22 protein-coding genes are annotated in these 23,985 nt (G+C 71.8%); 21 read left to right on the top strand and 1 reads right to left on the bottom strand.

Going from position 1 to position 23,985, the window contains the following annotated elements; translation table 11 throughout:
• The 5 genes from paaA to paaE are packed head-to-tail and all read left to right on the top strand — an operon-like array spanning nt 1 to nt 3,766.
• Nucleotides 1-987, top strand: a complete 987-nt coding sequence (gene paaA / locus ACZ9QC_RS38905; protein WP_472917404.1) for a 1,2-phenylacetyl-CoA epoxidase subunit PaaA — start codon at nt 1-3, stop codon at nt 985-987.
• A complete protein-coding gene (gene paaB, locus ACZ9QC_RS38910; RefSeq protein ID WP_472917405.1) occupies nt 984-1,280 on the top strand; it encodes a 1,2-phenylacetyl-CoA epoxidase subunit PaaB in 297 nt (98 codons plus the stop codon). The genes paaA and paaB overlap by 4 nt, the downstream gene beginning before the upstream one ends.
• 10 nt (nt 1,281-1,290) lie before the next feature.
• Complete coding sequence (gene paaC / locus ACZ9QC_RS38915) at nt 1,291-2,118, top strand: 1,2-phenylacetyl-CoA epoxidase subunit PaaC (protein WP_472917406.1); 828 nt, start codon at nt 1,291-1,293, stop codon at nt 2,116-2,118.
• Nucleotides 2,112-2,621, top strand: a complete 510-nt coding sequence (paaD, locus tag ACZ9QC_RS38920) for a 1,2-phenylacetyl-CoA epoxidase subunit PaaD (protein WP_472917407.1) — start codon at nt 2,112-2,114, stop codon at nt 2,619-2,621. Before paaC ends, paaD begins: the two co-directional genes overlap by 7 nt.
• Nucleotides 2,621-3,766, top strand: coding sequence for a 1,2-phenylacetyl-CoA epoxidase subunit PaaE (gene paaE / locus ACZ9QC_RS38925; protein WP_472917408.1), 1,146 nt, complete (start codon nt 2,621-2,623; stop codon nt 3,764-3,766). Before paaD ends, paaE begins: the two co-directional genes overlap by 1 nt.
• A 217-nt stretch (nt 3,767-3,983) precedes the next feature.
• Here the strand turns inward: paaE and ACZ9QC_RS38930 are convergent, their stop codons facing one another.
• Nucleotides 3,984-4,970 (bottom strand): heme/hemin ABC transporter substrate-binding protein, encoded by a 987-nt coding sequence (locus ACZ9QC_RS38930; protein ID WP_472917409.1) that lies wholly within the window; start codon nt 4,968-4,970, stop codon nt 3,984-3,986.
• A 164-nt stretch (nt 4,971-5,134) separates the two neighbouring features.
• On the opposite strand from ACZ9QC_RS38930, the gene ACZ9QC_RS38935 reads away from it, so the two are divergent.
• The 16 genes from ACZ9QC_RS38935 to ACZ9QC_RS39010 all read left to right on the top strand — a co-directional run bounded on the left by ACZ9QC_RS38935 (nt 5,135) and on the right by ACZ9QC_RS39010 (nt 23,942).
• Nucleotides 5,135-5,923 (top strand): hypothetical protein, encoded by a 789-nt coding sequence (locus ACZ9QC_RS38935; RefSeq protein ID WP_472917410.1) that lies wholly within the window; start codon nt 5,135-5,137, stop codon nt 5,921-5,923.
• Between the two features lie 149 nt (nt 5,924-6,072).
• Nucleotides 6,073-7,089: an HtaA domain-containing protein gene (locus ACZ9QC_RS38940; protein WP_472917411.1), complete on the top strand. Its 1,017-nt coding sequence runs from the start codon at nt 6,073-6,075 to the stop codon at nt 7,087-7,089.
• 140 nt (nt 7,090-7,229) lie between these two features.
• Nucleotides 7,230-7,769 carry a hypothetical protein gene (locus ACZ9QC_RS38945; RefSeq protein WP_472917412.1) on the top strand — a complete coding sequence of 180 codons (540 nt, stop codon included), beginning with the start codon at nt 7,230-7,232 and terminating at the stop codon, nt 7,767-7,769.
• A gap of 86 nt (nt 7,770-7,855) precedes the next feature.
• Nucleotides 7,856-10,486 carry an immunoglobulin I-set domain protein gene (locus tag ACZ9QC_RS38950; RefSeq protein WP_472917413.1) on the top strand — a complete coding sequence of 877 codons (2,631 nt, stop codon included), beginning with the start codon at nt 7,856-7,858 and terminating at the stop codon, nt 10,484-10,486.
• Between the two features lie 273 nt (nt 10,487-10,759).
• Nucleotides 10,760-11,443, top strand: a complete 684-nt coding sequence (locus ACZ9QC_RS38955; RefSeq protein WP_472917414.1) for a TetR/AcrR family transcriptional regulator — start codon at nt 10,760-10,762, stop codon at nt 11,441-11,443.
• Between the two features lie 265 nt (nt 11,444-11,708).
• On the top strand, nt 11,709-13,289 hold the full coding sequence (locus tag ACZ9QC_RS38960; RefSeq protein WP_472917415.1) for an ABC transporter substrate-binding protein: 1,581 nt from the start codon (nt 11,709-11,711) through the stop codon (nt 13,287-13,289).
• Nucleotides 13,290-13,414: 125 nt separating this feature from the next.
• Entirely contained in the window at nt 13,415-14,842 is a 1,428-nt protein-coding gene (locus ACZ9QC_RS38965; protein ID WP_472917416.1) for an amidase, read from the top strand.
• On the top strand, nt 14,839-15,870 hold the full coding sequence (locus tag ACZ9QC_RS38970; RefSeq protein WP_472917417.1) for an ABC transporter permease: 1,032 nt from the start codon (nt 14,839-14,841) through the stop codon (nt 15,868-15,870). The genes ACZ9QC_RS38965 and ACZ9QC_RS38970 overlap by 4 nt, the downstream gene beginning before the upstream one ends.
• Nucleotides 15,860-17,707 (top strand): dipeptide/oligopeptide/nickel ABC transporter permease/ATP-binding protein, encoded by a 1,848-nt coding sequence (locus tag ACZ9QC_RS38975; RefSeq protein WP_472917418.1) that lies wholly within the window; start codon nt 15,860-15,862, stop codon nt 17,705-17,707. The genes ACZ9QC_RS38970 and ACZ9QC_RS38975 overlap by 11 nt, the downstream gene beginning before the upstream one ends.
• The gene (locus ACZ9QC_RS38980) at nt 17,707-18,531 is read left to right on the top strand and encodes an ABC transporter ATP-binding protein (protein WP_472917419.1); all 825 of its coding nucleotides are present in this window, start codon (nt 17,707-17,709) and stop codon (nt 18,529-18,531) included. Before ACZ9QC_RS38975 ends, ACZ9QC_RS38980 begins: the two co-directional genes overlap by 1 nt.
• A 169-nt stretch (nt 18,532-18,700) precedes the next feature.
• Nucleotides 18,701-19,405 carry an urease subunit gamma gene (gene ureA, locus ACZ9QC_RS38985; RefSeq protein WP_472917420.1) on the top strand — a complete coding sequence of 235 codons (705 nt, stop codon included), beginning with the start codon at nt 18,701-18,703 and terminating at the stop codon, nt 19,403-19,405.
• Nucleotides 19,402-21,111, top strand: a complete 1,710-nt coding sequence (locus ACZ9QC_RS38990; RefSeq protein WP_472917421.1) for an urease subunit alpha — start codon at nt 19,402-19,404, stop codon at nt 21,109-21,111. Before ureA ends, ACZ9QC_RS38990 begins: the two co-directional genes overlap by 4 nt.
• 38 nt (nt 21,112-21,149) lie before the next feature.
• Nucleotides 21,150-22,199: an agmatine deiminase family protein gene (locus ACZ9QC_RS38995; RefSeq protein ID WP_472917422.1), complete on the top strand. Its 1,050-nt coding sequence runs from the start codon at nt 21,150-21,152 to the stop codon at nt 22,197-22,199.
• A 9-nt stretch (nt 22,200-22,208) separates the two neighbouring features.
• Nucleotides 22,209-22,706 (top strand): hypothetical protein, encoded by a 498-nt coding sequence (locus tag ACZ9QC_RS39000; protein WP_472917423.1) that lies wholly within the window; start codon nt 22,209-22,211, stop codon nt 22,704-22,706.
• Complete coding sequence (locus tag ACZ9QC_RS39005; RefSeq protein ID WP_472917424.1) at nt 22,703-23,314, top strand: TetR/AcrR family transcriptional regulator; 612 nt, start codon at nt 22,703-22,705, stop codon at nt 23,312-23,314. Before ACZ9QC_RS39000 ends, ACZ9QC_RS39005 begins: the two co-directional genes overlap by 4 nt.
• 187 nt (nt 23,315-23,501) lie before the next feature.
• A complete protein-coding gene (locus ACZ9QC_RS39010) occupies nt 23,502-23,942 on the top strand; it encodes an Lrp/AsnC family transcriptional regulator (protein WP_472917425.1) in 441 nt (146 codons plus the stop codon).
• Nucleotides 23,943-23,985: the final 43 nt, after the last annotated feature.

Here is a 23,985-nt window from a genome sequence, read left to right on the forward strand (position 1 = left end):
ATGACGACGACAGACTCCGCGGGGGCGCCGTCCCGGGACGCCGAGGACGCCCTCCAGCAGCACTTCGACGCGACGATCGCGCGGGACCAGCGGATCGAGCCGCGTGACTGGATGCCGGAGGGGTATCGCCGGACCTTGGTGCGGCAGATCGCGCAGCACGCGCATTCGGAGATCATCGGCATGCAGCCGGAGGGGGAGTGGATCACGCGTGCGCCGTCGCTGCGCCGTAAGGCGATCCTCTTCGCCAAGGTGCAGGACGAGGCGGGGCACGGGCTGTATCTGTACTCGGCGGCGGAGACGCTGGGTGCGGACCGTGCGGATCTCACGCGGCGGCTGATCGAGGGGCGCCAGAAGTACTCGTCGATCTTCAATTACCCGACGGCGAGCTTCGCCGACGTGGGTGTGATCGGCTGGTTCGTGGACGGTGCGGCGATCTGTAATCAGGTGCCGTTGTGCCGGTCGTCGTACGGTCCGTATGCGCGGGCGATGGTGCGGATCTGCAAGGAGGAGTCGTTCCATCAGCGGCAGGGCTATGAGCTGTTGCTGACGATGATGCGCGGTACCGGCGAGCAGCGGGCGATGGTGCAGGACGCGGTGGACCGCTGGTGGTGGCCGTCGCTGATGATGTTCGGTCCGCCCGATGACGCCTCGCCGAACTCTGCGCAGTCGATGGCGTGGAAGATCAAGCGGCACTCCAACGACGAGTTGCGGCAGCGGTTCGTCGACATGACGGTCCCGCAGGCGGAGAAGCTCGGTGTCACCCTGCCCGACCCGGACCTGAAGTGGAACGAGGAGCGCGGCTGCCACGACTTCGGCACCCCCGACTGGGACGAGCTGATGCGGGTCATCAAGGGCGACGGCCCCTGCAACGACCGGCGGATGGAGCGGCGGCGGACCGCCCACGAGGAAGGCGCCTGGGTGCGTGAGGCGGCCACGGCCCACGCGGCCAAGCAGAGCGAGCGAGCCCGGAAGGGGACGGCGGCATGACCGGCACGAGCAAGGGTGACTGGCCGCTGTACGAGGTGTTCGTGCGGGGCAAGCGCGGTCTGAACCATGTCCATGTGGGCTCGTTGCACGCCGCCGACGACCAGATGGCGCTCACGCACGCCCGTGACCTGTACACCCGCCGTAACGAGGGTGTGTCGATCTGGGTCGTGCGCAGCGAGTACATCGCCGCCTCCACCCGGGACGAGAAGGACCCCTTCTTCGAGCCGAGCGCCGACAAGGTGTACCGCCATCCCACGTTCTACGACATCCCCGACGACGTCCCGCACATCTGAGGAGCAGGGTATGAGTGACGACCACGTCTATCTGACCCTGGCCGAGGGGCACGAGGACGACACCCGCTGGGCGTACGGCACCGGCTTCGAGGACCCCCTGCACGGTGTGGACACCGCGGTGCCCGACGGCGTCGACAGCGGCGAACTGGCCGCCGTCTGTGTCGCGTTGGCCGACGACGCCCTGGTCAGTGCCCAGCGGCTCGCCGAATGGACCACCCGCGCGCCCGAGCTGGAGGAGGAGGTGGCCCTGGCGAACATCGGGCTCGACCTGCTCGGCCAGGCCCGTCTGCTGTACTCCCGTGCCGGGCAGGTCGACGGCACCGGACGCGGCGAGGACGCCTACGCCTACTTCCGCGACCCCGACGACTTCCGCAACGTACGCCTCGCCGAACTCCCCTGCGGAGACTTCGCGTTCTCGATCGCCCGACTGCTGGTCCTGTCCACCTGGCGCCTCGCGCACTTCGAGCGGCTGGCCACGCACCCGGACCCGGTCCTCGCGGCGATCGCGGCCAAGGGCGTCAAGGAGCTGAGCTACCACCGGCAGTACGCCGCCGAATGGGCCGTACGGCTGGGCGACGGCACCGCCGAGTCGCACCGGCGGATCCGTAAGGCCATGGAGCAAGTGGCCCCGTACGTGGGTGAGTTGTTCACCGCGTGCGACGTACGGGACGAGGTCGTCGGCGTACTCCGCCAGGTCACGGAGGCGGCCGGACTGCCGATGCCGGTGTACCGGCCGCTGTCGGGCGCGGGCCGCGCCGGTGACCACACGGAACATCTGGCGCCGCTGCTCGCCGAGTTGCAGAGCGTGGCCCGTGCCCACCCGGGGGCGACATGGTGACCACCCTGACCGACGCCGCGCGGCGCGCCAGGCACATCGCCGAGCAGGTGCCGGACCCCGAGCTGCCGATGCTGACCCTGGCCGACCTGGGTGTCCTGCGCGAGGTGCGGCTGACGTCCGACGGCACGGTCGTCGCGAGCCTGACCCCGACGTACTCCGGCTGTCCGGCCATGGCCGAGATGCGCGCCGACGTGGCGGCGCGACTGCGCGCCGCCGGCTTCGAACGCGTCGAGATCCGCACGGTGTTGAACCCCCCGTGGACCACCGACTGGATCACCGACACCGGCCGCCGCAAGCTGACGGAACACGGCATCGCCCCGCCCGGCGCGGCACCCCGGGGCCCGGTCCACCTCCTGCTGTCCCCCACCCGGCGGTCCGTGGCCTGCCCCCGCTGCGGCTCGGCCGACACGGAGGAGACCTCCCGCTTCGCCGCCACGTCCTGCAAGTCCCTGTGGCGCTGCCACACCTGCCGCGAGCCGTTCGAGCACGTCAAGGAGATCTGATGAAAGGCCTCGAGAAGGAGCCGACGAGAGGCCTCCTGGACGCGCCGACCCTCCAGAACGGGGCGGGACGTCCCCGGGCCCGCCGACGGCCGGCCTTCCACGGTCTGCGGGTCGCCGCCGTGCAGCCGCTCTGCGAGGACGCCGTCGCCGTCGGGTTCGAGGTTCCGGCGGAGCTGGCGGAGGAGTTCGCGTTCGCGCCGGGACAGTCGCTGACGCTGCGGCGCGAGATCGACGGGCGCGACGAGCGGCGGTCGTACTCGATCTGTTCCCCGGCCGGGACGACACCGCGCATCGGGGTACGGGTCGTGCCGGGCGGACTGTTCTCGTCGTGGCTGGTCAACGACGTACGCCCCGGCGACACCGTCGAGGTCATGGCCCCCACCGGCTTCTTCACCCCGGACCTCACCACCCCCGGCCACCATGTGCTGATCGCGGCCGGCTCCGGCATCACCCCCATGGTCTCCATCGCCGAGTCCGTGCTCGCCGCCGACCCCCGCTCCACCGTAACCCTCTTCTACGGCAACCGCCGCACGGGCACGGTGATGTTCGCCGACGAACTGGCCGACCTCAAGGACCTGTACCCGGCGCGCTTCCAGCTCGCCCACGTCCTCTCCCGCGAACCGCGCGAGGCCGAGGTGCTCTCCGGCCGCCTGGACGCCGACCGGCTCTCGGCGCTGATCGACTCCCTGGTCGACGTCGACACGGCGGACCACTGGTGGCTGTGCGGACCGCACGGCATGGTCCGCGACGCCCAGCGGGTCCTGGACGGACTCGGCGTCCCCGCCGACCGCGTCCACCAGGAGCTGTTCTACGCCGACGACGAACCGGTCCGCGAGACGCGGCACGAGGAGGCCGCCGCCGAGGGGCCCGTCAGCGAGGTGACGGTCGTCCTCGACGGCCGCACGACGACGGCCGCGCTGCCCCGCGAACGCAGCGTGCTCGACGGCGCGCAACGCACCCGCCCCGACCTGCCGTTCGCCTGCAAGGGCGGGGTCTGCGGCACCTGCCGCGCGCTGGTCACGGACGGCCGGGCCGAGATGCGGCGCAACTTCGCTCTGGAACCGGCGGAGGTGGAGGCGGGGTATGTGCTGACCTGCCAGTCCTACGCGGTCACGGACAGATTGACGGTGGACTTCGACACGTGAGTGGGGGGACACGGGGGGCTGGTTGTCGGGTGCGGGTGCGTGGGGGCTTCTCGCGCAGTTCCCCGCGCCCCTTGAGGGCCTACGGCCCTTTCGGGCCGAAAAGCACGGGGCGCAGCCCCGCTTTTCAGGGGCGCGGGGAACTGCGCGACCAGCCCCCACGCACCCGCACCCGCCGACGCACCCGAACCCCCGAGCTCCCACGCGTCGCAGAGCCTCCTCACCCCTGATGCAACCGATCCACCAGCAGGTCGATCACCAACGGAGTACGCGGCCCGAAACCGAGCAGCACCCCGTCCTCCAGATCCACCACCCGGCGGTCCATCCCGGCCGGTGTCTCCCTGATCCCGGGAATGTCCACCAGTCCGTCGACCCCGCCGACCGACTCAAGTCCCTTGCTCATCATGAGGATCACGTCGGGCTGAGCCTTGACGAGGGCCTCGCTCGTGATCGGGGTGAACGGCTTGTCCAGTCCGGCCGCCACCCCCGCGTCCTCCGCCCCGGCCGCGTCGATGAGGGAGTCCGCTCCCGACCCCTTCCCGCCGATGAGATAGACGGCGGCCGACCCCCGCATGTACAGAAACGCGACCTTCGGCCGACTTCCCCCGGGCACGGTGGCCCGCGCGGCCTTCAACTCCTCGGCGAAGCGCTCGTTGAGGGCCTCGCCGGCGGCCGGGACCCCCAGCGCCTGCGCCACCCTGGTCGTCCGTGTGCTCACGTCGGAGAGGTCGTCGGCCGGGTCGAGGACCACCACGGGCACCCCGGCGTCACGGATCTGGTCGACGACCTCGCTCGGCCCGGTGTCGGTGTCGGCCAGGACCACGGTCGGCTTCAGCGAGAGTACGCTCTCCGCGCTCACGTCATGCGCCTTGGTGACCTGGGGGAGCCCCTTGGCCTCCTCGAAGGTCGCGGTGATGTCCCGGCCGACGACCTTGTCACCGAGGCCGAGCGTGAACACGATCTCCGCGATGCCTCCGTTGAGCGGCAGGATCCGTGACGCGTCCTCGACGGTGACCTTCCGGCCGTCCGACGAGTCGACGGTGACGGGCAACTTCGGTGTGGGCGCCCCGCCCTCCAGCGGGACGAGCGCGTTCGTCCTCAACTGCTTCTCGGCGGCCGCCGCTCGCTCGCTCGCGGACGACGCCGAGGGCTTCGCCCCCGTTGCTTCGCCTTCCCTGGCGCCGCCTGCGCATCCGGCCGCCAGCATCGCGAATGCAACGGCGAGTGCGGCAACTCCCCTTCGAATGCTGGTGAGTTGAGCTCCTCCGGACCTTCGCATCGAACCGCCTTCCATGTCTACCGTTCAATCCAGGTGTTCGCTACCTTAGGTTAGCCTTACCTGAGTTTCCTATGGTGGGAGTGCTGACACCGATGCACAGATGTGGCCTACGAGTCCTGCGCGCTGCCCCGGCGGCCGTCGCCGTCGCGAGCGCTCTGATCCTCTCCTCGGCTCCCTCGGCGATGGCCGCGGGCGGCTCCGCGACCGGTCCCGAGGGCCAGCAACTCACCGTCTCCAAATCCTCCGGGCTCGACCCGGACGGCGAGACGGTCACCGTGTCCGGCACCGGCTACAACACCGAGAAGGGCATCTACGTCGCCTTCTGCGTGGACAACGGAGCGGGCAGGACCCCCACGCCCTGCGTGGGCGGCGTCGACATGTCCGGCGACTCCGGCGCGTCGGTGTGGGTCTCCTCCAACCCGCCTTCGTACGGGGAGGGGTTGGCGAAGCCGTACTGGGGCAGCGGGCACAAGGGCACGTTCTCCGCGCAGCTCAAGGTGCGCGCCAAGGACGCCAACACCGACTGCGCCAAGTCCGGTGTGACCTGCGCCGTGATCACCCGCAACGACCACACCAGGGGCGGCGACCAGAGCCAGACGGTCCGTATCCCGGTGACCTTCGCCGCCGCGGCGGGCGACGCCGGCGACGCCCCGGGGAGCGGCAACTCCGCGACCCCGTCGGCCGGGACGGGTGCGACGGCCACCGGTGGCACGGGCGGCACGTCGAACCACACGGGCGCCTCGGACGACCCGCTGGCCGACACCGGCAGTGCCGCCGTGCCGCTCGGCATCACCGCCGCCGGACTGGTCGCGGCGGGCGGGACCGCCTGGCTCTGGGCACGCCGCCGCCGTACCGACGCCGGGCCCGAGGGCGCAAACTGACGACTTGTCACTCACTGACGACATGTCACTCACCGACGGCGTGTCGATGACGGCGTGTCGACGAGGGCCGTTCACAGATCGTTCGGCGCCCCCGGTGAGGGGCGTCCGGTCGGCCGCGCGGCCGACCTTCCAGGGAGGGCTTCGAGGTGATGAACAGACCTGGTGCCGCCGTGACGGCGGCGGGTGCGTTGCTCGCCCTGCTGTGTCAGGGCACGGCGGCGGCACGGGACGGGGCCGGGTCCCCGCGTGAGGTGTCCGGCGGCTACGCGAGCTGGGGCCCGGCGTTCGAGACGTCCGCCGGCGCCGACGCGATGGTGACGGCCGGGGCGCCCGCCGTGCGCGGCTCCGGGGGCCGGACCTGGTTCCCGGTCGACGGCGGCAGCGTGAACCCGGGCGCCGGGGACGCGGACGTCGCACTCGACGGCTCGATCCGGCTCGGCGGAGCCGGTACGGACACCCTGACCCTCGACGCACTGCGGCTGCGGCTCGACGACGGCACCGGCACGCTCCGGGTGCGGGCCCGACGGGCGGGGGAGGGCGGCGACCTGACGCTGGCCCGGGTCGGCCCGGGTGCCGGCGCGCCGAGCGTCCGCAGCGGCGGCGCGACCTGGTCCGGCCTGCGGGTGTCGCTGACCGCCGAGGGCGCCGCGCTGCTCACCCGGTGGAGCGGGCGGTCGTACACGGCGGGAGACGAACTCGCCCCGCTCGGCGTGACCGTGGGAACCGGAGCGTCCGGCGCCGCCGATCCGCAGGAAGGGGCGCCCGGCGCGTCCGACGGCCACGCCTCCCCGCCCCCGGAGGGCGGGAGCGGCTCATCGGCAGGCTCCGCCGGGACGGGGACGGAATCCGGGTCGGATGCCGACGCCGATGCCGAGCGGAAGGCGGGCGTGACCCCGTCCGCCGCCGTGAGCCTCGCGAACCCGGCGGCCGGGGACGGCCGTCGGGTCACCGGTGAGGGCTTCGTGCCCGGTGAGGTCGTACTGATCGCCATCGACGACGACACCCGCTACCAGGCCGTGGCCGACGAGTCGGGCCGGATCGCCCGTGACTTCCCGGTGTACGACACCGCGACCGAGGGCGCGCACACCGTACGGCTGTACTCCGTGACCGGTGGCCGCGAGGCCGTCGCGGAGTTCACCGTGCGCGCCGACGAAGCGACCTCCTGAGCCGCCCGGGCCCGTGTCAACACGGGGCGGACGCGGGCCCGTTGAGGGTTCTTTGCGTTCTGTTGACAAAGAGATCACAGGCAAGCTTAGGTAAGCCTTACCTAAGCTTGCCTCCTCGTTCCTGAGAAAGGTGCTCTCCGATGAGAGTCGTTCCCTCAGCTCGTGCCGCCGCCCGCGCCGGTCTCGCCGTCGCCGCCTCCGCCGCCCTGACCCTGGGCCTCGCCACCTCGGCCTCCGCCGCCACCGCGACCCGCACGATCGTCGACGGCGCCACCACCTACAACCTGTCCCTGACCGCGCCGAACACGGCCGCCGCGTCGGGCCAGGTCATCACCGTCTCCGGCTCCGGCTACAACACCGCCCAGGGCATCTACGTCGGCCTCTGCGTCGTCAACGGCGCGCAGGGCGCCGACAAGCCGACCCCCTGCCTCGGTGGCCAGGACGAGGCAGGCTCCACGGGCGCCTCGCACTGGATCAACAACACCTTCGGCGGCCTCTTCGCCAACAGCTCCAAGTTCGGCGCCGGCGGCACCTTCAGCGTGAACATCTACGTCCGGGCCACCCTCGAGGACGGCAGCGTCTGCGGTGAGGACGTCACCTGCGCCGTGGTCACCCGCGCCGACCACTTCGACACCAACGACCGCAAGTACGACGTCCACACCCCCCTCACCTTCCAGTAACCACCCACCAGGCCGGGCCCCTTCGCCACGGGGCCCGGCCCTCGGCGTCCCCCGGGTGCGGGGCGCACCCGACGAATGAGGTACCCATGAGAGACGACACGACGGGAAGGCGGCCGGGGCGCGCGGCCGGACCTCGCCTCGGGCGCCCCGCGGCGCTCCTCGGAGCGGTCGCCCTGGTGGCCGCCACGATCACCGCCGTCACGGTGGGCACCGCCGCCCAGGCCGCCGACACCCCGAAGACCGGCCTGGGCGCGAACGGCCAGAAACTGACCGTGTCCGCCTCGGCGAACCTCGATCCCGAGGGCGAGAAGCTGAGGGTCACCGGCTCCGGCTACGACACGGCCAAGGCCGTCTACGTCGCCCTGTGCAAGGACAACGGCGACGGCAGGATCCCCTCCCCGTGCATCGGGGGCGCCGACCAGACCGGCACCGGCAGCTCCTCCCACTGGATCGTCCCCGAGGGCGATCCGTACGAGGGCAGCCTCGCCATCGCCTGGGGCGAGGGCGGCACCTTCGACGTCGAGATCGACGTCGAGGCCGAGGACAACGGGGTCGACTGCACCGAGGTCGCCTGCTCCGTCGTCACCCGCGTCGACCACCGCAACTCCGGCGACCGCTCCCAGGACGTCCGTGTCCCCGTCCGGTTCGAGGGCCAGGACACCGGCGGCGGTGACGGCGGCGAGGGCGAGGACGTGCCCGCCGGCACGGTCGACTACGTCGAGTCCGCCGCGTTCCCGGCGGCCGGCAAGGTCAACGACCTCCTGCTGCACCCGGAGTCGGGGAAGCTGTACGCGGGATCGGACAACTTCGCCGCCTCCGGAGCGGTCGACGAGCGAGGACTGCACGCCCTCGACCCGGCGGACGGCAGGAGCCTCGGCCACACCCCCCAGTTCCCGGGCACCACCGGCACGCTCGGCCCGCGCGCCGTCGTACGGATCGCCGCCCCGCTCGCCGGCGACGGCGCCGTGTTCCAGTTCGCGCTGCGCGGCATCGGCACCGCCAAGGCCGGTGACCCGGCGGCCGCGGGCAAGTGGATCGCGGGCGCCAACATCACCGGGATCGGCCCCGGCACCAAGGACTCCACCGTCCTGGTCGCGCAGGGCGCCCAGCTCTCCGAGGTCGACATCGCCACCGCCGTCCCCCTGGAGAACCGCACCCTCACCCTGGAGGGCGGTTCCCTGCTCGGCGTCGACGAGGCCCGCGACACGGCCTGGTCCGTGGGCGCCGACGGCGGCACCCTGCGCCGGGTCGACACCCGCTCGTTCACCGTCACCGCCTCGGCCGAACTCAGCGCCACGAGCGTCGAGTTCGTCGAGACCGACCCGGCCACCGGCAACGTCTGGGTGGGCAGCGGCGACTCCGTCCTCGTCCACGACAAGGACGCCGAGCTCCTGAAGACGATCGAGGGCCCGGACGAGGCCGCCGACATCGCCTTCGACACCGCCACCGGCCGGGCCTTCGTCGTCTGGCAGGACGACGGCACCCTGAGCGGCGGCAGCGACGGCGTCAGCAGCCTGGCCGTGTACGACACCGCCACCTACGCGGAGACCGCCGTCCGCACGAAGCTGGACGGCAACGACTCCCAGAACGGCTCCGCATCCGTCGCCGTCGCCCCCGGCGGCACCACCGTCTACGTCGGCAGCCCCACCGAGGGCGAGATCACCAAGCTCGACCGCCGGATGTCCCCGAAGGTCACCCAGTCCCCGACCGACCGGACCGTGGCGCCGGGCGACGAGGTCTCGTTCGTCACGGCGGCCGACGGTACCCCCGCGCCCACCGTGACGTGGGAGGTCAGCACCGACGGCGCCCAGACCTGGTCCACCGTCGAGGGCGCGACGAAGAACACGTACACCTTCAAGGCGAAGGCGGCGCACGACGGTTACCAGTACCGCGCCGTGTTCAAGAACACCGTGGGCACCACCCGCACCGCCGCCTTCACCCTCACCGTCACGGAGGCCGACGACAGCACCGGCGGCGGAGACGGCGGCGGGAACGGCGGGGCCGCCGAGCCCTCCGGCACGAAGACGGTCACCGGCTCCGACGGCCAGCGGCTCACCGTCACCCCGGTCAACGACCTCGCCACCGAGAGCCAGACCCTGAAGGTCACCGGCTCCGGCTACGACGAGAAGAAGGGCATCTACGTCGCCCTCTGCGTCGACAACGGCGAAGGGGAACTGCCCTCCCCGTGCATCGGCGGCGTCGACATGACGGGCGAGTCGCACTCCTCCGCGTGGATCTCCTCCAACCCACCCGACTACGGCGAGGAGTTGGCCACCCCGTACGAGGAAGGCGGGGCGTTCGAGGTCGAGCTGACCGTCGACGCCGAGGACGAGTACACCGACTGCTTCAAGGTCCGGTGCGTCCTCGCCACCCGCGCCGACCACACCCTCTCCGGCGACCGCTCGCAGGACGTGAAGGTCCCGGTCGCCTTCGTCGGTCAGGACCCGGTGGACACCGACGACGGCGGTGACACCGACGGCGGCACCTCCACCACCGGTACCTCCGGCGGCGGTTCGGCCTCCGGAAGCACGGGCGCGACCGGCACGACCGGTGCCTCCGGCGGTACGGGAGGGACCACGACGACGGGCGGCGGCGGGAGCCTCGCCTCCACCGGCCTGACCGTCCTCGGCGCGGCCGCCTCGGCCGCCGCGCTCACCGTGACCGGCTGGATCCTGCACCGACGGGCCCGCAGGTCGGGCCACGGCACACCCGCCTGATCCGCACGGGACCGAGACCGGAGCCCGGGCCGCCGACACCCTCGGCGGCCCGGGCTCCGCCCGTTCGTCCAGCTGCCCGATCGCGCCGAATGCGCTGGCTGCCGGAACGCCTCGGATGTGGATTCGCCGCCGTGGTCCGGGTGAAAGACGGCCACTGCGGTGACCCGGCCGAAGATGATCCGCTCAGTCGCTTAGGCTGGTTTCCTTGTCGCCGATAAGGAGGCGCAGGCTGCGGCGGCGTGTGCTGGCCGTCCGTCCGAGGAAGGTGTGCGAGTGGCAGTCGCGGGGGGTCGGTCGAGGAAGCGGCTGCAACGGGGAACTCTTTCCCAGGGGCTGATCGCCGGGACCGCGCTGCGGATCCTCGACGAAGACGGGCCGGACGCGCTGACCTTCCAGCGACTCGGCAAGGAGCTGTCCGCCTCCGCAACCGCGGTGTACCGGCACTTCGCGAGTCGCGACCACATCATGATCGCCGTCGCGGAGGAGCTCGACAGGATCTCCCTGGAGGAGTACGAGCCGCAGGAGTCGTGGGCCGAGTCGCTGCGTGACCTGGCGATCCGTGCCTGGAACACCGCGCTGGACCACCCGGCGGCCGCCGCGCTCTGCATGGGGAGAGTCACCCGGGGCGTTCACGAGTTGCGCGCCGTGGACGCCGTCCTGGAAGCGTTCCACCGCGGCGGCTGGCGCGGCCGGGAGGCCGTCCTGCACTATCAGGCGTTCTCGAACTTCATCCTCGCCATGGCGAGCAACAACGCCTGGCGGCTCGTCAACCAGCGGTTCGGCGCCGAGGTGAACTGGGTGCAGGAATACCAGCCGGCGGATCCTGACGCGTACCCCTACGCCGAGGCGGCGAAGGAGCACCTGCGCAGCGTCGACATGACCGAAGTCTTCCACCGGCAGACGGACCTCCTGCTCGCGGCCCTTTCGGCGGAGGCTGCGACGCTCCCGCGCGACTGACACGCGTCACTCCTCGCGGTCACCGCCCAGCGCCGCCTCCGCGGCCGAAATCGGCGGCGGAGGCGGCGCGCGCAAAGATAGTTAACGCTATTGACTACGTCGTTCACTTGGCGGCATCCTCTCCACACCGAGTGCTCCACGGCTCGCTCCCGAGCGGCGTCCGCCGAGCTCCGCGCGCACCGCCTCCACCCCGAACTGCTCGCGCTCGTCCCGCCCGATCCCCCGTGACCTGCGCAGAGCGCGACATCCCTCTCCAGGAGCACCCATGCGCCAGACCCGTACCCGCGCGGTCCCTGTGACCGCAGCCGTCGCCATGACAGCCGTACTCGCCGGCTGTACCACCACGGGATCGACGTCCGGAGACTCGAGCGGCGGCGATGCCGCCACGGCGACGAGGATCCGGACGACGATCGACGTGCCCGCCGGCTTCGACCCGGCCAAGGCCCTGTCCCTGCCGGACTACCTGCTGGCCCGGAACAGTTACGACACCCTCGTGCGCAAGGACGACGGCGGGCTCGTCGGCGGGCTCGCCACCCAGTGGAAGAACACGCCGACCTCGGCCACGTTCACCCTGCGCACCGACGCGACCTGCGCCGACGGGACGCCGATCACACCGACGGTCGTCAAGGGCTCCCTCGACCGCTACATCGACCCGAAGACGGCGGCGCCCGATCTCCCCACGGTCTTCGGCCCCGGCAACACGGTGAAAGTGACCGCCGACGACGCGGCGAACACCGTGAAGATCACGCTCGCCAGGCCGTGGGGTGACATGGTCACCGGCCTGTCGGTGGCGAGCACGGGCATCGTCTGCCCGGCGGGACTCAAGGACCTCAAGGCCCTTGCCGCCGGTAAGGCCGAGGGCTCCCAGTCCGGCCCGTACCTCCTTGAGAAGTCCAAGTCCGGCGTCTCGTACTCCTACAAGCTTCGCCCGGAGTACAAGGCATGGCCGGACTGGCGTACGAAGATCCCCGGCAAGGTCGCCGCGACGATGGAGTACCTGGTCTCGCCCGACCCGACGGCGACCGGCAACCTCGTGACCAGCGGCCAGCTCGACATCGGCAAGATCGACGCCTCCGGCATCCCGCGCTTCGACGGTGTGGCCGGCCACAGCGTGAGCATCAGCCGGTTCTCCGACTTCTACCTGCTCTTCAACGAACGACCCGGCACGGTCTTCGCGGACGTCGCCACCCGCCGGGCGGTCGCCCAGGCCGTCGACCGCGCCGCCTTCACCAAGGTCGTCTCGAAGGAGACGGGTGAGCCGTCGACGATGTTCGTGCAGAAGGGCATCCCCTGCAACGACCCCGGCTCCTCCTTCCTCGTACCGAAGGACAAAACTGCGGCGGCCGCTTCGCTCAAGGGCAAGAAGATCCGCCTCGTGGGCCCCCAGGTCGTCGGTCCCGCCGGCGCCGGAAACCAGTACGTCCAGGAGGCGCTGCGGGCCGCGGGCGCGGACGTCACCCTCGCCAACGTCGACGTCGGGACCTGGGTCGGGACCGTGTTCGGCAAGCCCGACGCCTGGGACGTCACGGTCTTCGCCGACCTCAACTTCCTCGGCAGCCTCGCCAGCCCGCTCGCCAAGTTCGTGGGCCCGACCGTCCCCGAAGGCGGCGGCAACCTCGGCGCGGTGAAGAACCCCGTGGTGGACAAGGCCTTCGCCCAGGGCGCCGAGGCGACGACCGAAGAGGCCCGCTGCGCCGCCTACCAGAAGGCCGCCAAGGCCCTGATCTCACAGGTGGACGCGGTGCCGCTGGTCAACGACCCGTTCATCTACGCGCTGCGCAAGGGATTCAGCGCACAGATGCTCGGCGGCTCGCTCGACGACCCCATCCTGCGCGTCACCGGCTGACGGACAGGCCGCCCGCACGCGGCGGAGACCCACGCGTCCGGACCCGACCGTCCGGCACGGAGAATCCCCGCGCTGATCCGGCGCCCCGCACCGAGACCCTTGCATCTTCCGACAGGAGCTTCCTGGTGATCGACCCATTCAGCACCGCCCAGCAGATCGCCGACCTCGTGCGCACGAAAGAGGTCAGCCCGGTGGAGGTGGCCGAGACCTACCTCGACCGCATCGAACGGATCAACCCCGCCGTCAACGCCGTCGTCTGGCTCGACGCCGATGCCGTGCGCACGGCGGCCGTCCGGGCCGAGCGGGCGGTGCTGCGTGGCGATCCGCTCGGCCCGCTGCACGGCGTCCCAGTCCCCATCAAGGACCTCAGCTCCGTCGCGGGACAACCCAACACGATGTCCTCGCTGGCGATCCGCGACACCCCGCAGACGCTCACGGACCCCGACGTCCAACTCCTCCTCGACGCCGGGGCGATACCCCTCGGCCGGACGAACTCGCCGGAGTTCGGCGCTCTGACCGTCTCCGAGAACGCCCGGCACGGCAAGACGCGCAACCCCTGGAACCTGGCCCACACCTCCGGCGGGTCGAGCGGCGGCGCATCGGCGGCCGTAGCGGCCGGGCTCGCCCCGGTGGCACACGCCGGCGACGGCGGCGGATCGATCCGGGTCCCGGCGTCCGTCACCGGCCTCGTCGGCCTCAAGCCGAGCCGGGGACGCGTGCCCTCGTTCGTCCGGGCCTGGGAACACTCGACGACCGAAGGCGCGATCACCCGCACGGTGCGCGACACGGCCCTCATGCTCGACGTCATGGGCCGCGCCGACCGGCTCTCCTGGTACAGCGCGCCCGAACCGGCCCGCCCGTACATCGAGGAGGTCGGTGCCGATCCCGGGCGGCTGCGGATCGGCCTGCTCCTCGACGCGCCGACCGGGCTGCCGGTCGACGAGGAGTGCCGCAAGGCGGCGCTGACGGCCGCGCAGGCACTGCGCGACCTCGGGCACGACGTCGTCGAGGCCCGTCCGAAGATGTTCTCGTACGAAGCGATCATGGGCTTCACCTGGACGATCATCAGTGCTTCCACCTACGCCATCGACGTCGACGACCCCGACGCGGTGGACCCCTACATCCGGCGCCGCCGGGAAACCGCCCTGGAGGTCACCGCCGGCGACTACGCCCGTACGGCGGCACGCCTGCAGGCCGAGTCACGCGACGTGGTCGCCCAGTGGGGCAGGGACTTCGACGTCCTCCTCACGCCGACCACGGCGGTCGTGGCGCCACCGGTCGGCCCCGTGTACGACGAGGCGAACTCCGACCCGGACGGTCCGCGGGCCACCGAGACCCGGATGGTCTCGTTCACCGCGTTCGTCAACATCGCCGGGCTGCCCGCCATCTCGCTGCCCGTCCACACGACCGCGGACGGGCTGCCGGTCGGTGCCCAGCTCATCGGCGCACCCTACGACGAGGCGACACTGCTGCGCCTGTCGGCCCAGCTCGAACCGATGTTCCGCTGGCACGAGCGGCACCCGGACGACGCGGCACTCGCGGGGGCGCTGTGAGTGCCGAAACCGCGGTCCCGACCGGGCCGCTGCCCGCCGCTCCCGTCCGGCGCGTTCCCCGGCTGCGGCTGGGCGGTGGCTGGGCCGGGTTCGCCGTCCGCCGGGCGGGCGGCCTGCTGATGTCCATGCTGCTGCTCGTCCTCGTGACGTTCCTCATCGTGCCCCTGCTGCCAGGGGACCCGGCCCGCGCGATCGCCGGCACCAACTCCTCCCCGGCCACGCTCGCGGCGATACGCGAACGACTGGGCCTCGACGAGCCGATGGCGACGAGGTTCGTCCACTACCTCGGCGACATCGCGTCCGGACGGCTCGGCACCTCGTTCCGGTTCGACACCCCGGTCGCGGACATCGTCGCGACCCGGTTGCCGTACACCGTCCAGCTCGTCATCCCGGCCGTCCTGCTCTCCCTGGTCATCGCCGTCCCGCTGGGCATGGCCGTCGGTGTCCTCACCCGTGACGGACGCCGCCGCCGGCTCGGCGTCGGCTTCGGCACGGCCGCCGGGCTCCTCGCGTCGGCGCCGGTCTACGTCGTCGCGACCCTCCTCATCGTCCTGTTCTCGATCAGCCTCGGGCTGCTGCCGTCCGGCGGCGCCGAGACGCCGACCGCGCTCGTCCTGCCGATCGCCGCGCTCTGCATCGGCCCGGCCTTCGCCATCGCCCGGGTCGTCCGGCAGGAGACGGCCTCGGTACTCGCCCAGGACTACATGAGGACCGCGCGCGGCCACCGCCTGGGATCCGTGCGTCTCCACCTCCGCCACGCGCTGCCCAACCTCGTGACGAGTGTCCTCACCCTGAGCGGCCTCGTCCTCACGTCCCTGCTCGGCGGGACGATCATCCTCGAGAACGTCTTCACCTACCCGGGGCTCGGCACCGAGGTCGTCCAGGCGATCATCAACAAGGACTACCCGGTGATCCAGGGCATCATCCTCGTCGTCGGCATGCTCGCCCTCCTCGTCAACCTCCTCGTGGACGTCGTCCTCGGGATCGTCGACCCGCGCACGCTCGAGGGAGGTCGTCGTGGCCACTGACACGACCGTGCGCCGTCGGCGCCGCAACCCGTCGCTGCTGTCCGGCGCCGTGATCCTCGGAGTGCTTCTCGTCGTGGCCCTCCTGGCCCCGCCGCTGCTGAGCGGTTCCGCCGAGACCCTCACGGACGACACCCGGCTCGGGCCCGGTGCCGAGCATCTCCTCGGCACCGACGCCTTCGGCCGTGACGTCCTCGCCCGGGCGCTCGTCGCGACCCGGCTCACCCTGCTCATGGCCGCCGCCGCCACCGCCGCCTCGTTCGTCGTCGGCGTCGCGATCGGCGCGCTGGTCCACCTGGCGCCCGGGTGGCTGCGCGAGACCTGTCTGCGGCTCATCGACTCGGCGGTGGCCTTCCCCTCGCTCGTGCTCGCCCTCGTCATAGCGGCGGTGCTCGGTCCGGGCACGGTGTCCGCGATCGTCGCGATCGCCGTCGCCGGCGTCCCCGGCTTCGCACGGCTCACGGCGAATCTCGCCGCGACCGTCGCGGACAAGGACTACGTGCTCACCGCGCGCCTGCTCGGCGTCCCCGGCCTGCGCATCCTGGGCCGGCATGTCCTGCCGAACATCAGCGGGCCGCTGCTGGTGCTCCTCAGTTCGAGCTTCACCCTGTCCCTGCTCGACATCAGCAGTCTGTCGTTCGTCGGCCTCGGTGTGCAGAGCCCGCAGTACGACTGGGGACGGCTGCTCAACGAGGCGCTGCCGTCGATCTTCGCCCAGCCGTCGCTCGTCCTCGCTCCGTCGATCATGCTCATCGTCACCGGTGTCGGTGCCATGCTCCTCGGAGACGGCGTGGCCTCACTCGTCGACCCGCGAACCCGCGGCACGGCCCCCGCGCCGGCGAGGACGGCGGACGTGGCGGGACCGGCCGCCCCGGCACAGGACGGCCCGACGCGGGCGATCCGGGCATCGGGCGGTGCGGGGGCAGCGGCCGACACGGAGCCGGACGGCCTGCTGACCGTCGCCGGGCTGACCGTGCGGGCCGGAGACCGGACACTCGTCGACGACGTGTCGTTCACCATCGGGGCCGGCCAGATCGTCGGCCTCGTCGGGGAGTCGGGCTCGGGCAAGTCCACCATCGCCATGGCGGTCGCGGGCCTGCTCCCCGAGGGCGTACGGGCGAACGCGTCGCGCCTTGTCCTCGGCGACCTCGACCTGCTCGGAACACCACCGGAGCGCCGCCTCGCGACCGAGATCGGCATCGTCTACCAGGACCCGATCGGCACGTTCAACCCCGCGCTGAGGCTCGGCACCCAGCTCACCGAGGTGGCCAGGGTGCATCTGGGGACGCCCCGGCGTCAGGCCGCGCGGGACATGGTCCGCGCCCTGGCCGACATCCACGTCACCGAGCCGGACCGGCGGCTGCGCCAGCACCCGCACGAGCTGAGCGGCGGCATGCTCCAGCGCGCCTCGATCGCCTCCGCGATGACGACGAACCCGCGGCTGCTCATCGCCGACGAACCGACGACGGCCCTCGACGTCACCGTCCAGGCGGAGGTACTGCGCCAGTTCCGGCGCATCAACCGCGAGCACGGTACGGCGATGCTGTTCATCTCGCACGACATCGGCGTGGTCGGTGTGCTCTGTGACACCGTCCTGGTGCTCCACGGCGGCCGGGTCGTCGACCGGACGACGGGCGACGATCTGCGCCGGGGGACGGTCACCCACCCGTACACCCGCGCGTTGCTCGCGGCGACGCCCGCCGCGGTCGAGGCCGGCACAACCCTCAGCGCGGTCCGGTGGACGGCCGACGCGCACGCGGCGCAGCCGAGCGGGGCGCCGTCGGACGACCTTTTCGACAAAGCCGCGGACCGCCCTCCGGCCGCGGAAGGGAGCCGTTGATGTCCGCCACCGCCACCGCACCGGACCCGCAAACGGCCGATCCGCTGCTGCGCGTCGAGGATCTCACCGTCGAGCTCGGCCACGGCGTCGCGGCCCGCAGGGTGCTCAAGGGAATCTCGTTCGACATCCCCCGGGGCAGCACGCTCGCGCTCGTCGGTGAGTCAGGCTCGGGCAAGACGACGCTCGCGCGGACCCTCGTCGGCGTCCACAGGCCGTCGAGCGGCCGGATCCTCGTGGACGACGCCCCGCTGCGCACCTCGCGCGGACGGGCGGGAGCCGCGACGGTCCAGATGATCCCGCAGGACCCGTATTCCTCGTTCGACCCGCGACGCACCGTCGCGCAGTCGCTCGCCGAGGCACTCGATCCGATCCGGGCCCGGGTCAAACCGGTCCGGACCCGGATCGCCGAGCTGCTCAGCCAGGTGAGCCTCGACCCGGACACCATGGACCGCTACCCGCACGAGTTCTCCGGCGGCCAACGGCAGCGGCTGGCGATCGCGCGAGCCCTCGCACCGCGTCCCCGGTTCGTCATCGCCGACGAGATCACCTCGGCCCTCGACCTGACGACCCAGGCCGAGATCCTCAACCTGCTCGCGGATCTGCGCCGTCGCCTGTCGCTGACGATGCTCTTCATCTCACACGACCTGGCCGTCGTCCGGCACGTCAGCGACACGGTCGCGGTCCTGCTGCACGGGGACCTCGTCGAACTCGGCCCGACCGCAGCCACCTTCGCCAGGCCGAACCACCCGTACACCGCTCAACTCCTCGCGTCCGTCCCGGGCGACCCGAGGTTCCGCCTCGACGACGAGCCCGCCATGACGTGAACCGACCGGACGCGTATGCGGGCTCCACTGATCGGCCCGCCTGCGGCGTCCGAGGATTGGTGTGGCGTTCAAGTCAGGAGATCGCTGTTCCGATAGGTCTCTTCAGCTGTGGGAATCCCTCGTTTAGAGTGACGCTCTAACTTGAGCGAAAGTGAGGAGGTCCCGCGGCATGAGGCTGACTCCCACGGAGCGTGACCGGCTGCTGCTCTTCGGAGCCGCCGAGCTGGCCCGCGCCCGCCGTGCCCGCGGTCTGCGGCTCAACGTGCCGGAGGCGACCGCGCTGATAGCGGACACCGTGTGCGAGGCCGCCCGCGACGGTGCCCGGCTCGCGGAGGCCGTCGAGCGCGCCAGATCCGTGCTCGGCCCGGACGACGTACTGCCGGGTGTCGCGGACGTCGTGACCGAGGTGCAGGTCGAGGCGGTCTTCGACGACGGTTCGCGGCTCGCTGTCGTGAGGGACCCGATCGGCGGGAGTCCCGGCGGGCCGGCTCCGGGCGCGCTGCTGCCGGGTCCCGAGCACACCGAGCCCGAGGCGACCGTCGGGCTGACGGTCACCAACACCGCCGCCGTGCCGGTCTCCGTCACCTCCCACTTCCACTTCTTCGAGGCCAACCCCCGGCTCGACTTCGCACGGGAGAGGGCCTACGGGATGCGGCTCGCCGTACCCGCCGGGTCGTCCGTGCGGTTCGGGCCGGGGGAGAGCCTCCAGGTCGGACTGGTGCCCATCGGCGGCGACCGGATCGCCATCGGCTTCGCCGGTCTCGTCGACGGGGCACTGGACGCGCCGGGCGCCCGCGAGGAGGCACTGCGCCGCGCCGCCGCCTGCGGCTATCTCGGCGTACCGCGGACACCTGGACAGGAGGTCGAGCGATGAGCCGCCCAGGAGGCCACCCCGCCGAGGCCCGCCGCCTCAGCCCGTACGAGTACGCCGCCACCCACGGCCCGCGCGCGGGCGACCGGATCCGGCTGGGCGACTCCGGCCTGACGATCCGCGTCGAGTCCGACTCGCAGCGCTACGGTGACGAGTTCCTCGCCGGGTTCGGCAAGACCGCCCGGGACGGACTGCACCTCAAGGCGGCGGCCGTCCGGGACACCTGTGACGTGGTCATCAGCAACGTCGTCGTGATCGACGCGGTGCTGGGCATCCGCAAGGTCTCCATCGGCATCAGGGAAGGCCGCATCTGCTCGGTCGGGCGGGCCGGGAACCCCGACACCCTCGACGGGGTCGACGTCGTCGTGGGCACCGGGACCTCGATCGTGTCCGGCGAGGGGCTCATCGCGACCGCCGGAGCCGTCGACACCCACGTCCACCTGCTGTCGCCACGGATCATGGAAGCCTCGCTCGCCTCCGGTGTCACCACGATCATCGGGCAGGAGTTCGGCCCCGTGTGGGGCGTCGGGGTCAACTCGCCGTGGGCGCTGCGGCACGCGTTCAACGCATTCGACGCCTGGCCGGTCAACATCGGCTTCCTCGGGCGCGGTTCGTCGTCCTCGTCGGCACCCCTGGTGGAGGCGCTCGCCGAGGGCGGCGCGTCCGGCTTCAAGGTGCACGAGGACATGGGCGCCCACTCGCGAGCCCTGGACACCGCCTTGCGTGTCGCCGAGGAACACGACGTGCAAGTGGCCCTGCACAGCGACGGGTTGAACGAATGCCTGTCGGTCGAGGACACCCTGCGCGTGCTGGAGGGCCGGACCGTCCACGCCTTCCACATCGAGGGCTGCGGCGGCGGACACGTCCCGAACGTGCTGAAGATGGCCGGCGTCCCGAACGTCATCGGCTCCTCCACCAACCCCACCCTCCCCTTCGGCAGGGACGCCGTCGCCGAGCACTACGACATGATCGTCTCCGCCCACGGTCTCAAGACCGACCTGCCCGGCGACGCCGCCATGGCCCGCGACCGCATCCGTGCCGGGACCATGGGCGCCGAGGACGTGCTGCACGACCTGGGCGTGATCGGCATCACCTCGTCGGACGCGCAGGGGATGGGGCGGGCCGGTGAGACCGTCCGCCGGACGTTCGCGATGGCCGGGAAGATGAAGGCCGAGTTCGGGGCGCCCGACGACCACGACAACGCGCGCGTCCTGCGCTACCTGGCCAAGCTGACCATCAACCCGGCCGTCGCGCACGGCCTCGCCCACGAGATCGGGTCGATCGAGACCGGCAAGCTCGCCGACATCGTGCTCTGGCGGCCGCAGTACTTCGGCGCCAAGCCGCAGCTCGTGCTCAAGGCCGGCTTCCCGGCGTACGGCGTGGTCGGCGACCCGGGCGCGGCCACCGACGCCTGCGAACCCCTCGTCCTCGGCCCGCAGTTCGGGGCCCACGGCGCCACGCCCGCCGACATCTCGGTCGCCTTCGTCGCCCAGGCGGCCCTCGACCAGGGAGGCGACTCGATGCCGACCCGGCGCCGCAGGGTCGCCGTACGGGGCACGCGCGGCATCGGGCCGGCCGACCTGCGCCTCAACTCCCGTACCGGAGCGGTCGACGTGGACCAGCGCTCGGGGCTGGTCACGCTCGACGGAGAGCCGCTGCGCTCCGAACCGGCCGAGTCCATCTCCCTCAACCGCCTGTATTTCCTCTGAATGTCACCGTATGAATGTCACAGCCTGTGAGGATCACCATGTCTGCTGCCGCCGACGGCTTCCGCATGCCCGCCGAGTGGGCACCGCACGAGCGCACCTGGATGGCCTGGCCGGTCCCGAACCCGACGTTCGACGATCCCGAGGACCTCGCCGCCGCGCGCATCGCCTGGGCCTCGGTCGCCCGCGCGGTGCGCCGCTTCGAGCCGGTGACGGTGGTGTGCGGCCCCGGACAGTCGGCCGAGGCGCGAGCCCTGCTCGGGCCTGGCGTCGACACGGTCGAGCGGGACCTCGACGACGCCTGGATGCGCGACATCGGGCCCACGTTCCTCACCAACGATGCCGGTGAACTGGCCGCCGTCGACTGGACGTTCAACGGCTGGGGCGCCCAGGACTGGGCGCGCTGGGAGCACGACGCGAAGATCGCCGGGTACGTCTCCGACCTCGCGGGCTCGGCGAAGACGTACACCTCGGAGCTCGTCAACGAAGGCGGTGCCCTCCACGTGGACGGCGAGGGCACGGTCCTGCTGACGGAGACGGTCCAGCTCGGGCCGGAACGCAACCCGCACTGGACCCGCGAGCAGGTGGAGGCCGAGATCCACGCCCACCTCGGCACCCGCAAGGCGATCTGGCTGCCGCGCGGCCTCACCGGCGACTACCCCCCGCACGGCTTCGGCACCCTGGGCCATGTGGACATCGTCGCCGCGTTCGCGCGTCCCGGTGTGGTCGTGGCCCATGTCCAGTCGGATCCGGCCCACCCCGACCACGAGGTGACGCAGGAGGTCGTCGGCCTGCTGAGGGCGCAGACCGACGCGCGGGGCCGCCGCCTGGAGGTCGTCGAGGTGCCCGCTCCGACCGTCCTGGAGGCCGACGGCCGCTGGGCCGACTACTCCTACATCAACCACTATCTCTGCAACGGCGGCGTCGTCCTGTGCGGCTTCGACGACCCCCGGGACGAGACCGCGGCCGGTATCTTCCGCCGGCTGTTCCCGCAGCGGACGGTGACATTGGTGGACGCGCGGCCGGTCTTCGCGGGCGGCGGCGGCATCCACTGCATCACGCAGCAGCAGCCGAGGGCGACGGTCAGGTAGAACGTAGGGGTGAACGTAAAGCTGGTCTGCACGGCCTGCGGCCATCCCCTGACCGAACCGCTGCGCCGGCTGCCCGAGCTGCCGGAGCGCCCCGAGTACGACGGGCTGCCGGGCCCGGACGGCTCCCGGCACGCCCCGCCGACGGTGCCGCGCGGCACGTACGCGGTGGATCCGGAGCCGTCCGGGGCGCCTTTCGTACCGCATCCGGATCCTCAGTGGGCGGGGGCGGCGATCCCGGGGCTGTGCATGTCGGACCCCGACGGCGACGGGTGCCTGATGTCCGCCGGGCCGCGCGACACCCTGGTGACACACCCTCAGGACACCGCCGGGCGGCTGTCCCGCAACCCCGGGTCGTCGGAGGCCGGCTGCTGCGGGGCACCCGGCCAGGAGGGACCCAACCAGGTGTGCGGCAGCTGCGGCGCGTTGGTCGCGACCCTGTTCAGCGACTGCTATGTCCCGTACGAGATCCACTTCCTGCCTCACGCCGTACGGGTGAGCCCGGTATGACCACCCCGGGCACCCGCCGCCGCACCCCCGCCCCGCCTCGCGAGGACGTCCTCGCCGCCGCCATGGCGATGATCGCCGAGCGCGGTCTGGACAAGCTCACCATGGCGGCGCTCGGTCAGGAGGTCGGGATGAGCAGCGGCCATCTCCTCTACTACTTCCGCTCCAAGGACGAACTGTTGCTCCAGACCCTGGAATGGAGCGAGGGCCGGCTCGGCGCGGAGCGCGGCCGGCTGCTGACCCGCACCACCTCCGCACGTGAGCGGCTTGACGCGTACGTCGACCTGTACGTGCCCGACGGCCACCGGGACCCGCACTGGACGCTGTGGCTGGAGGTCTGGAACCGCTCGCAGAACGCCGACGACGCGGCCCGCGACCGCCAGGTCGCGATCGAGGGCGCCTGGCACCGCGACCTGGTGGCACTGCTGGCGGAGGGGGTGTCGAGGAGCGAGTTCCGGCGGGTCGACCCGGACCGGTTCGCCGCCCGGCTGCGGGCGCTGCTCGACGGGTTCTCCCTCCAGGTGGTGATCGGGCTGCGGGGCACGGACCGGGCGCAAGTCATCCGCCACGTAAGGGAGTTCCTGGACGACAGCCTGCTCGCGTCCTCCTGAGCCAACGTCCAGGTCGTACGCGCAGGTCGTACGCGGCACCGCGGATCCACCCTGTAGCGCTCACGGGACCCGCCTCCACGATTCGCTCGATTCCATTGTCCCCACACTTGAATCGAGCGCATCAATCGGCCATTGTGCTTGAAGCAAGCGCGATTCCTGCCGTTCACGCAGGAGCGGGAGGTGCTCCATGGACGACATCGACCGGGCCATCCTGCGGGAGTTGCAGGTCGACGGCCGGATCCCCTACGCCGATCTGGGGCCCAAGGTGGGACTGTCACCCTCGGCCGCGAGGCTCCGGCTGCAGCGGCTGATCGACAGCAAGGCGGTCCAGGTCGTCGGGGTGACCGACCCGATGACCATGGGCCGGCAGGCGATGGCACTCCTGGGCCTGTGCATCGACGGCGATCCCCGGGCGGTCGCCGACGAACTGTCCCAGCACGACGAAGTCGTGTACACGGTCCTGACATCTGGCGGCTTCGACCTGTTCGCCGAGGTGGTGTGCCCTGAGCCCCGGGATCTCCTGGACTTCATCAACGACGTCGTGCGGCCCGTCGAGGGTGTCGCATCCGTGGAGAACTTCCCCTACTTCGCGATTCACACGCACCGCTTCCTGTGGCACGTCGACTGAGGCATCCGAGAGTCCGAGCCCTGTTCGCCCGCAGTTCGCCCGC

The organism is Streptomyces sp. HUAS MS02 (assembly GCF_055702265.1).

Coding starts and splice junctions, on each gene's coding strand:
- ACZ9QC_RS38945 (WP_472917412.1), top strand. CDS start 7,230: ATGAGAGTCGTTCCCTCAGCTCGTGCCGCCGCCCGCGCCGGTCTCGCC.
- ACZ9QC_RS39005 (WP_472917424.1), top strand. CDS start 22,703: ATGACCACCCCGGGCACCCGCCGCCGCACCCCCGCCCCGCCTCGCGAG.
- ACZ9QC_RS38990 (WP_472917421.1), top strand. CDS start 19,402: ATGAGCCGCCCAGGAGGCCACCCCGCCGAGGCCCGCCGCCTCAGCCCG.
- ACZ9QC_RS38935 (WP_472917410.1), top strand. CDS start 5,135: ATGCACAGATGTGGCCTACGAGTCCTGCGCGCTGCCCCGGCGGCCGTC.
- paaC (WP_472917406.1), top strand. CDS start 1,291: ATGAGTGACGACCACGTCTATCTGACCCTGGCCGAGGGGCACGAGGAC.
- ACZ9QC_RS38940 (WP_472917411.1), top strand. CDS start 6,073: ATGAACAGACCTGGTGCCGCCGTGACGGCGGCGGGTGCGTTGCTCGCC.
- paaB (WP_472917405.1), top strand. CDS start 984: ATGACCGGCACGAGCAAGGGTGACTGGCCGCTGTACGAGGTGTTCGTG.
- ACZ9QC_RS38930 (WP_472917409.1), bottom strand. CDS start 4,970: ATGCTGGCGGCCGGATGCGCAGGCGGCGCCAGGGAAGGCGAAGCAACG.
- paaA (WP_472917404.1), top strand. CDS start 1: ATGACGACGACAGACTCCGCGGGGGCGCCGTCCCGGGACGCCGAGGAC.
- ACZ9QC_RS38950 (WP_472917413.1), top strand. CDS start 7,856: ATGAGAGACGACACGACGGGAAGGCGGCCGGGGCGCGCGGCCGGACCT.
- ACZ9QC_RS38980 (WP_472917419.1), top strand. CDS start 17,707: ATGTCCGCCACCGCCACCGCACCGGACCCGCAAACGGCCGATCCGCTG.
- ACZ9QC_RS38960 (WP_472917415.1), top strand. CDS start 11,709: ATGCGCCAGACCCGTACCCGCGCGGTCCCTGTGACCGCAGCCGTCGCC.
- paaD (WP_472917407.1), top strand. CDS start 2,112: ATGGTGACCACCCTGACCGACGCCGCGCGGCGCGCCAGGCACATCGCC.
- paaE (WP_472917408.1), top strand. CDS start 2,621: ATGAAAGGCCTCGAGAAGGAGCCGACGAGAGGCCTCCTGGACGCGCCG.
- ACZ9QC_RS38995 (WP_472917422.1), top strand. CDS start 21,150: ATGTCTGCTGCCGCCGACGGCTTCCGCATGCCCGCCGAGTGGGCACCG.
- ACZ9QC_RS39010 (WP_472917425.1), top strand. CDS start 23,502: ATGGACGACATCGACCGGGCCATCCTGCGGGAGTTGCAGGTCGACGGC.
- ureA (WP_472917420.1), top strand. CDS start 18,701: ATGAGGCTGACTCCCACGGAGCGTGACCGGCTGCTGCTCTTCGGAGCC.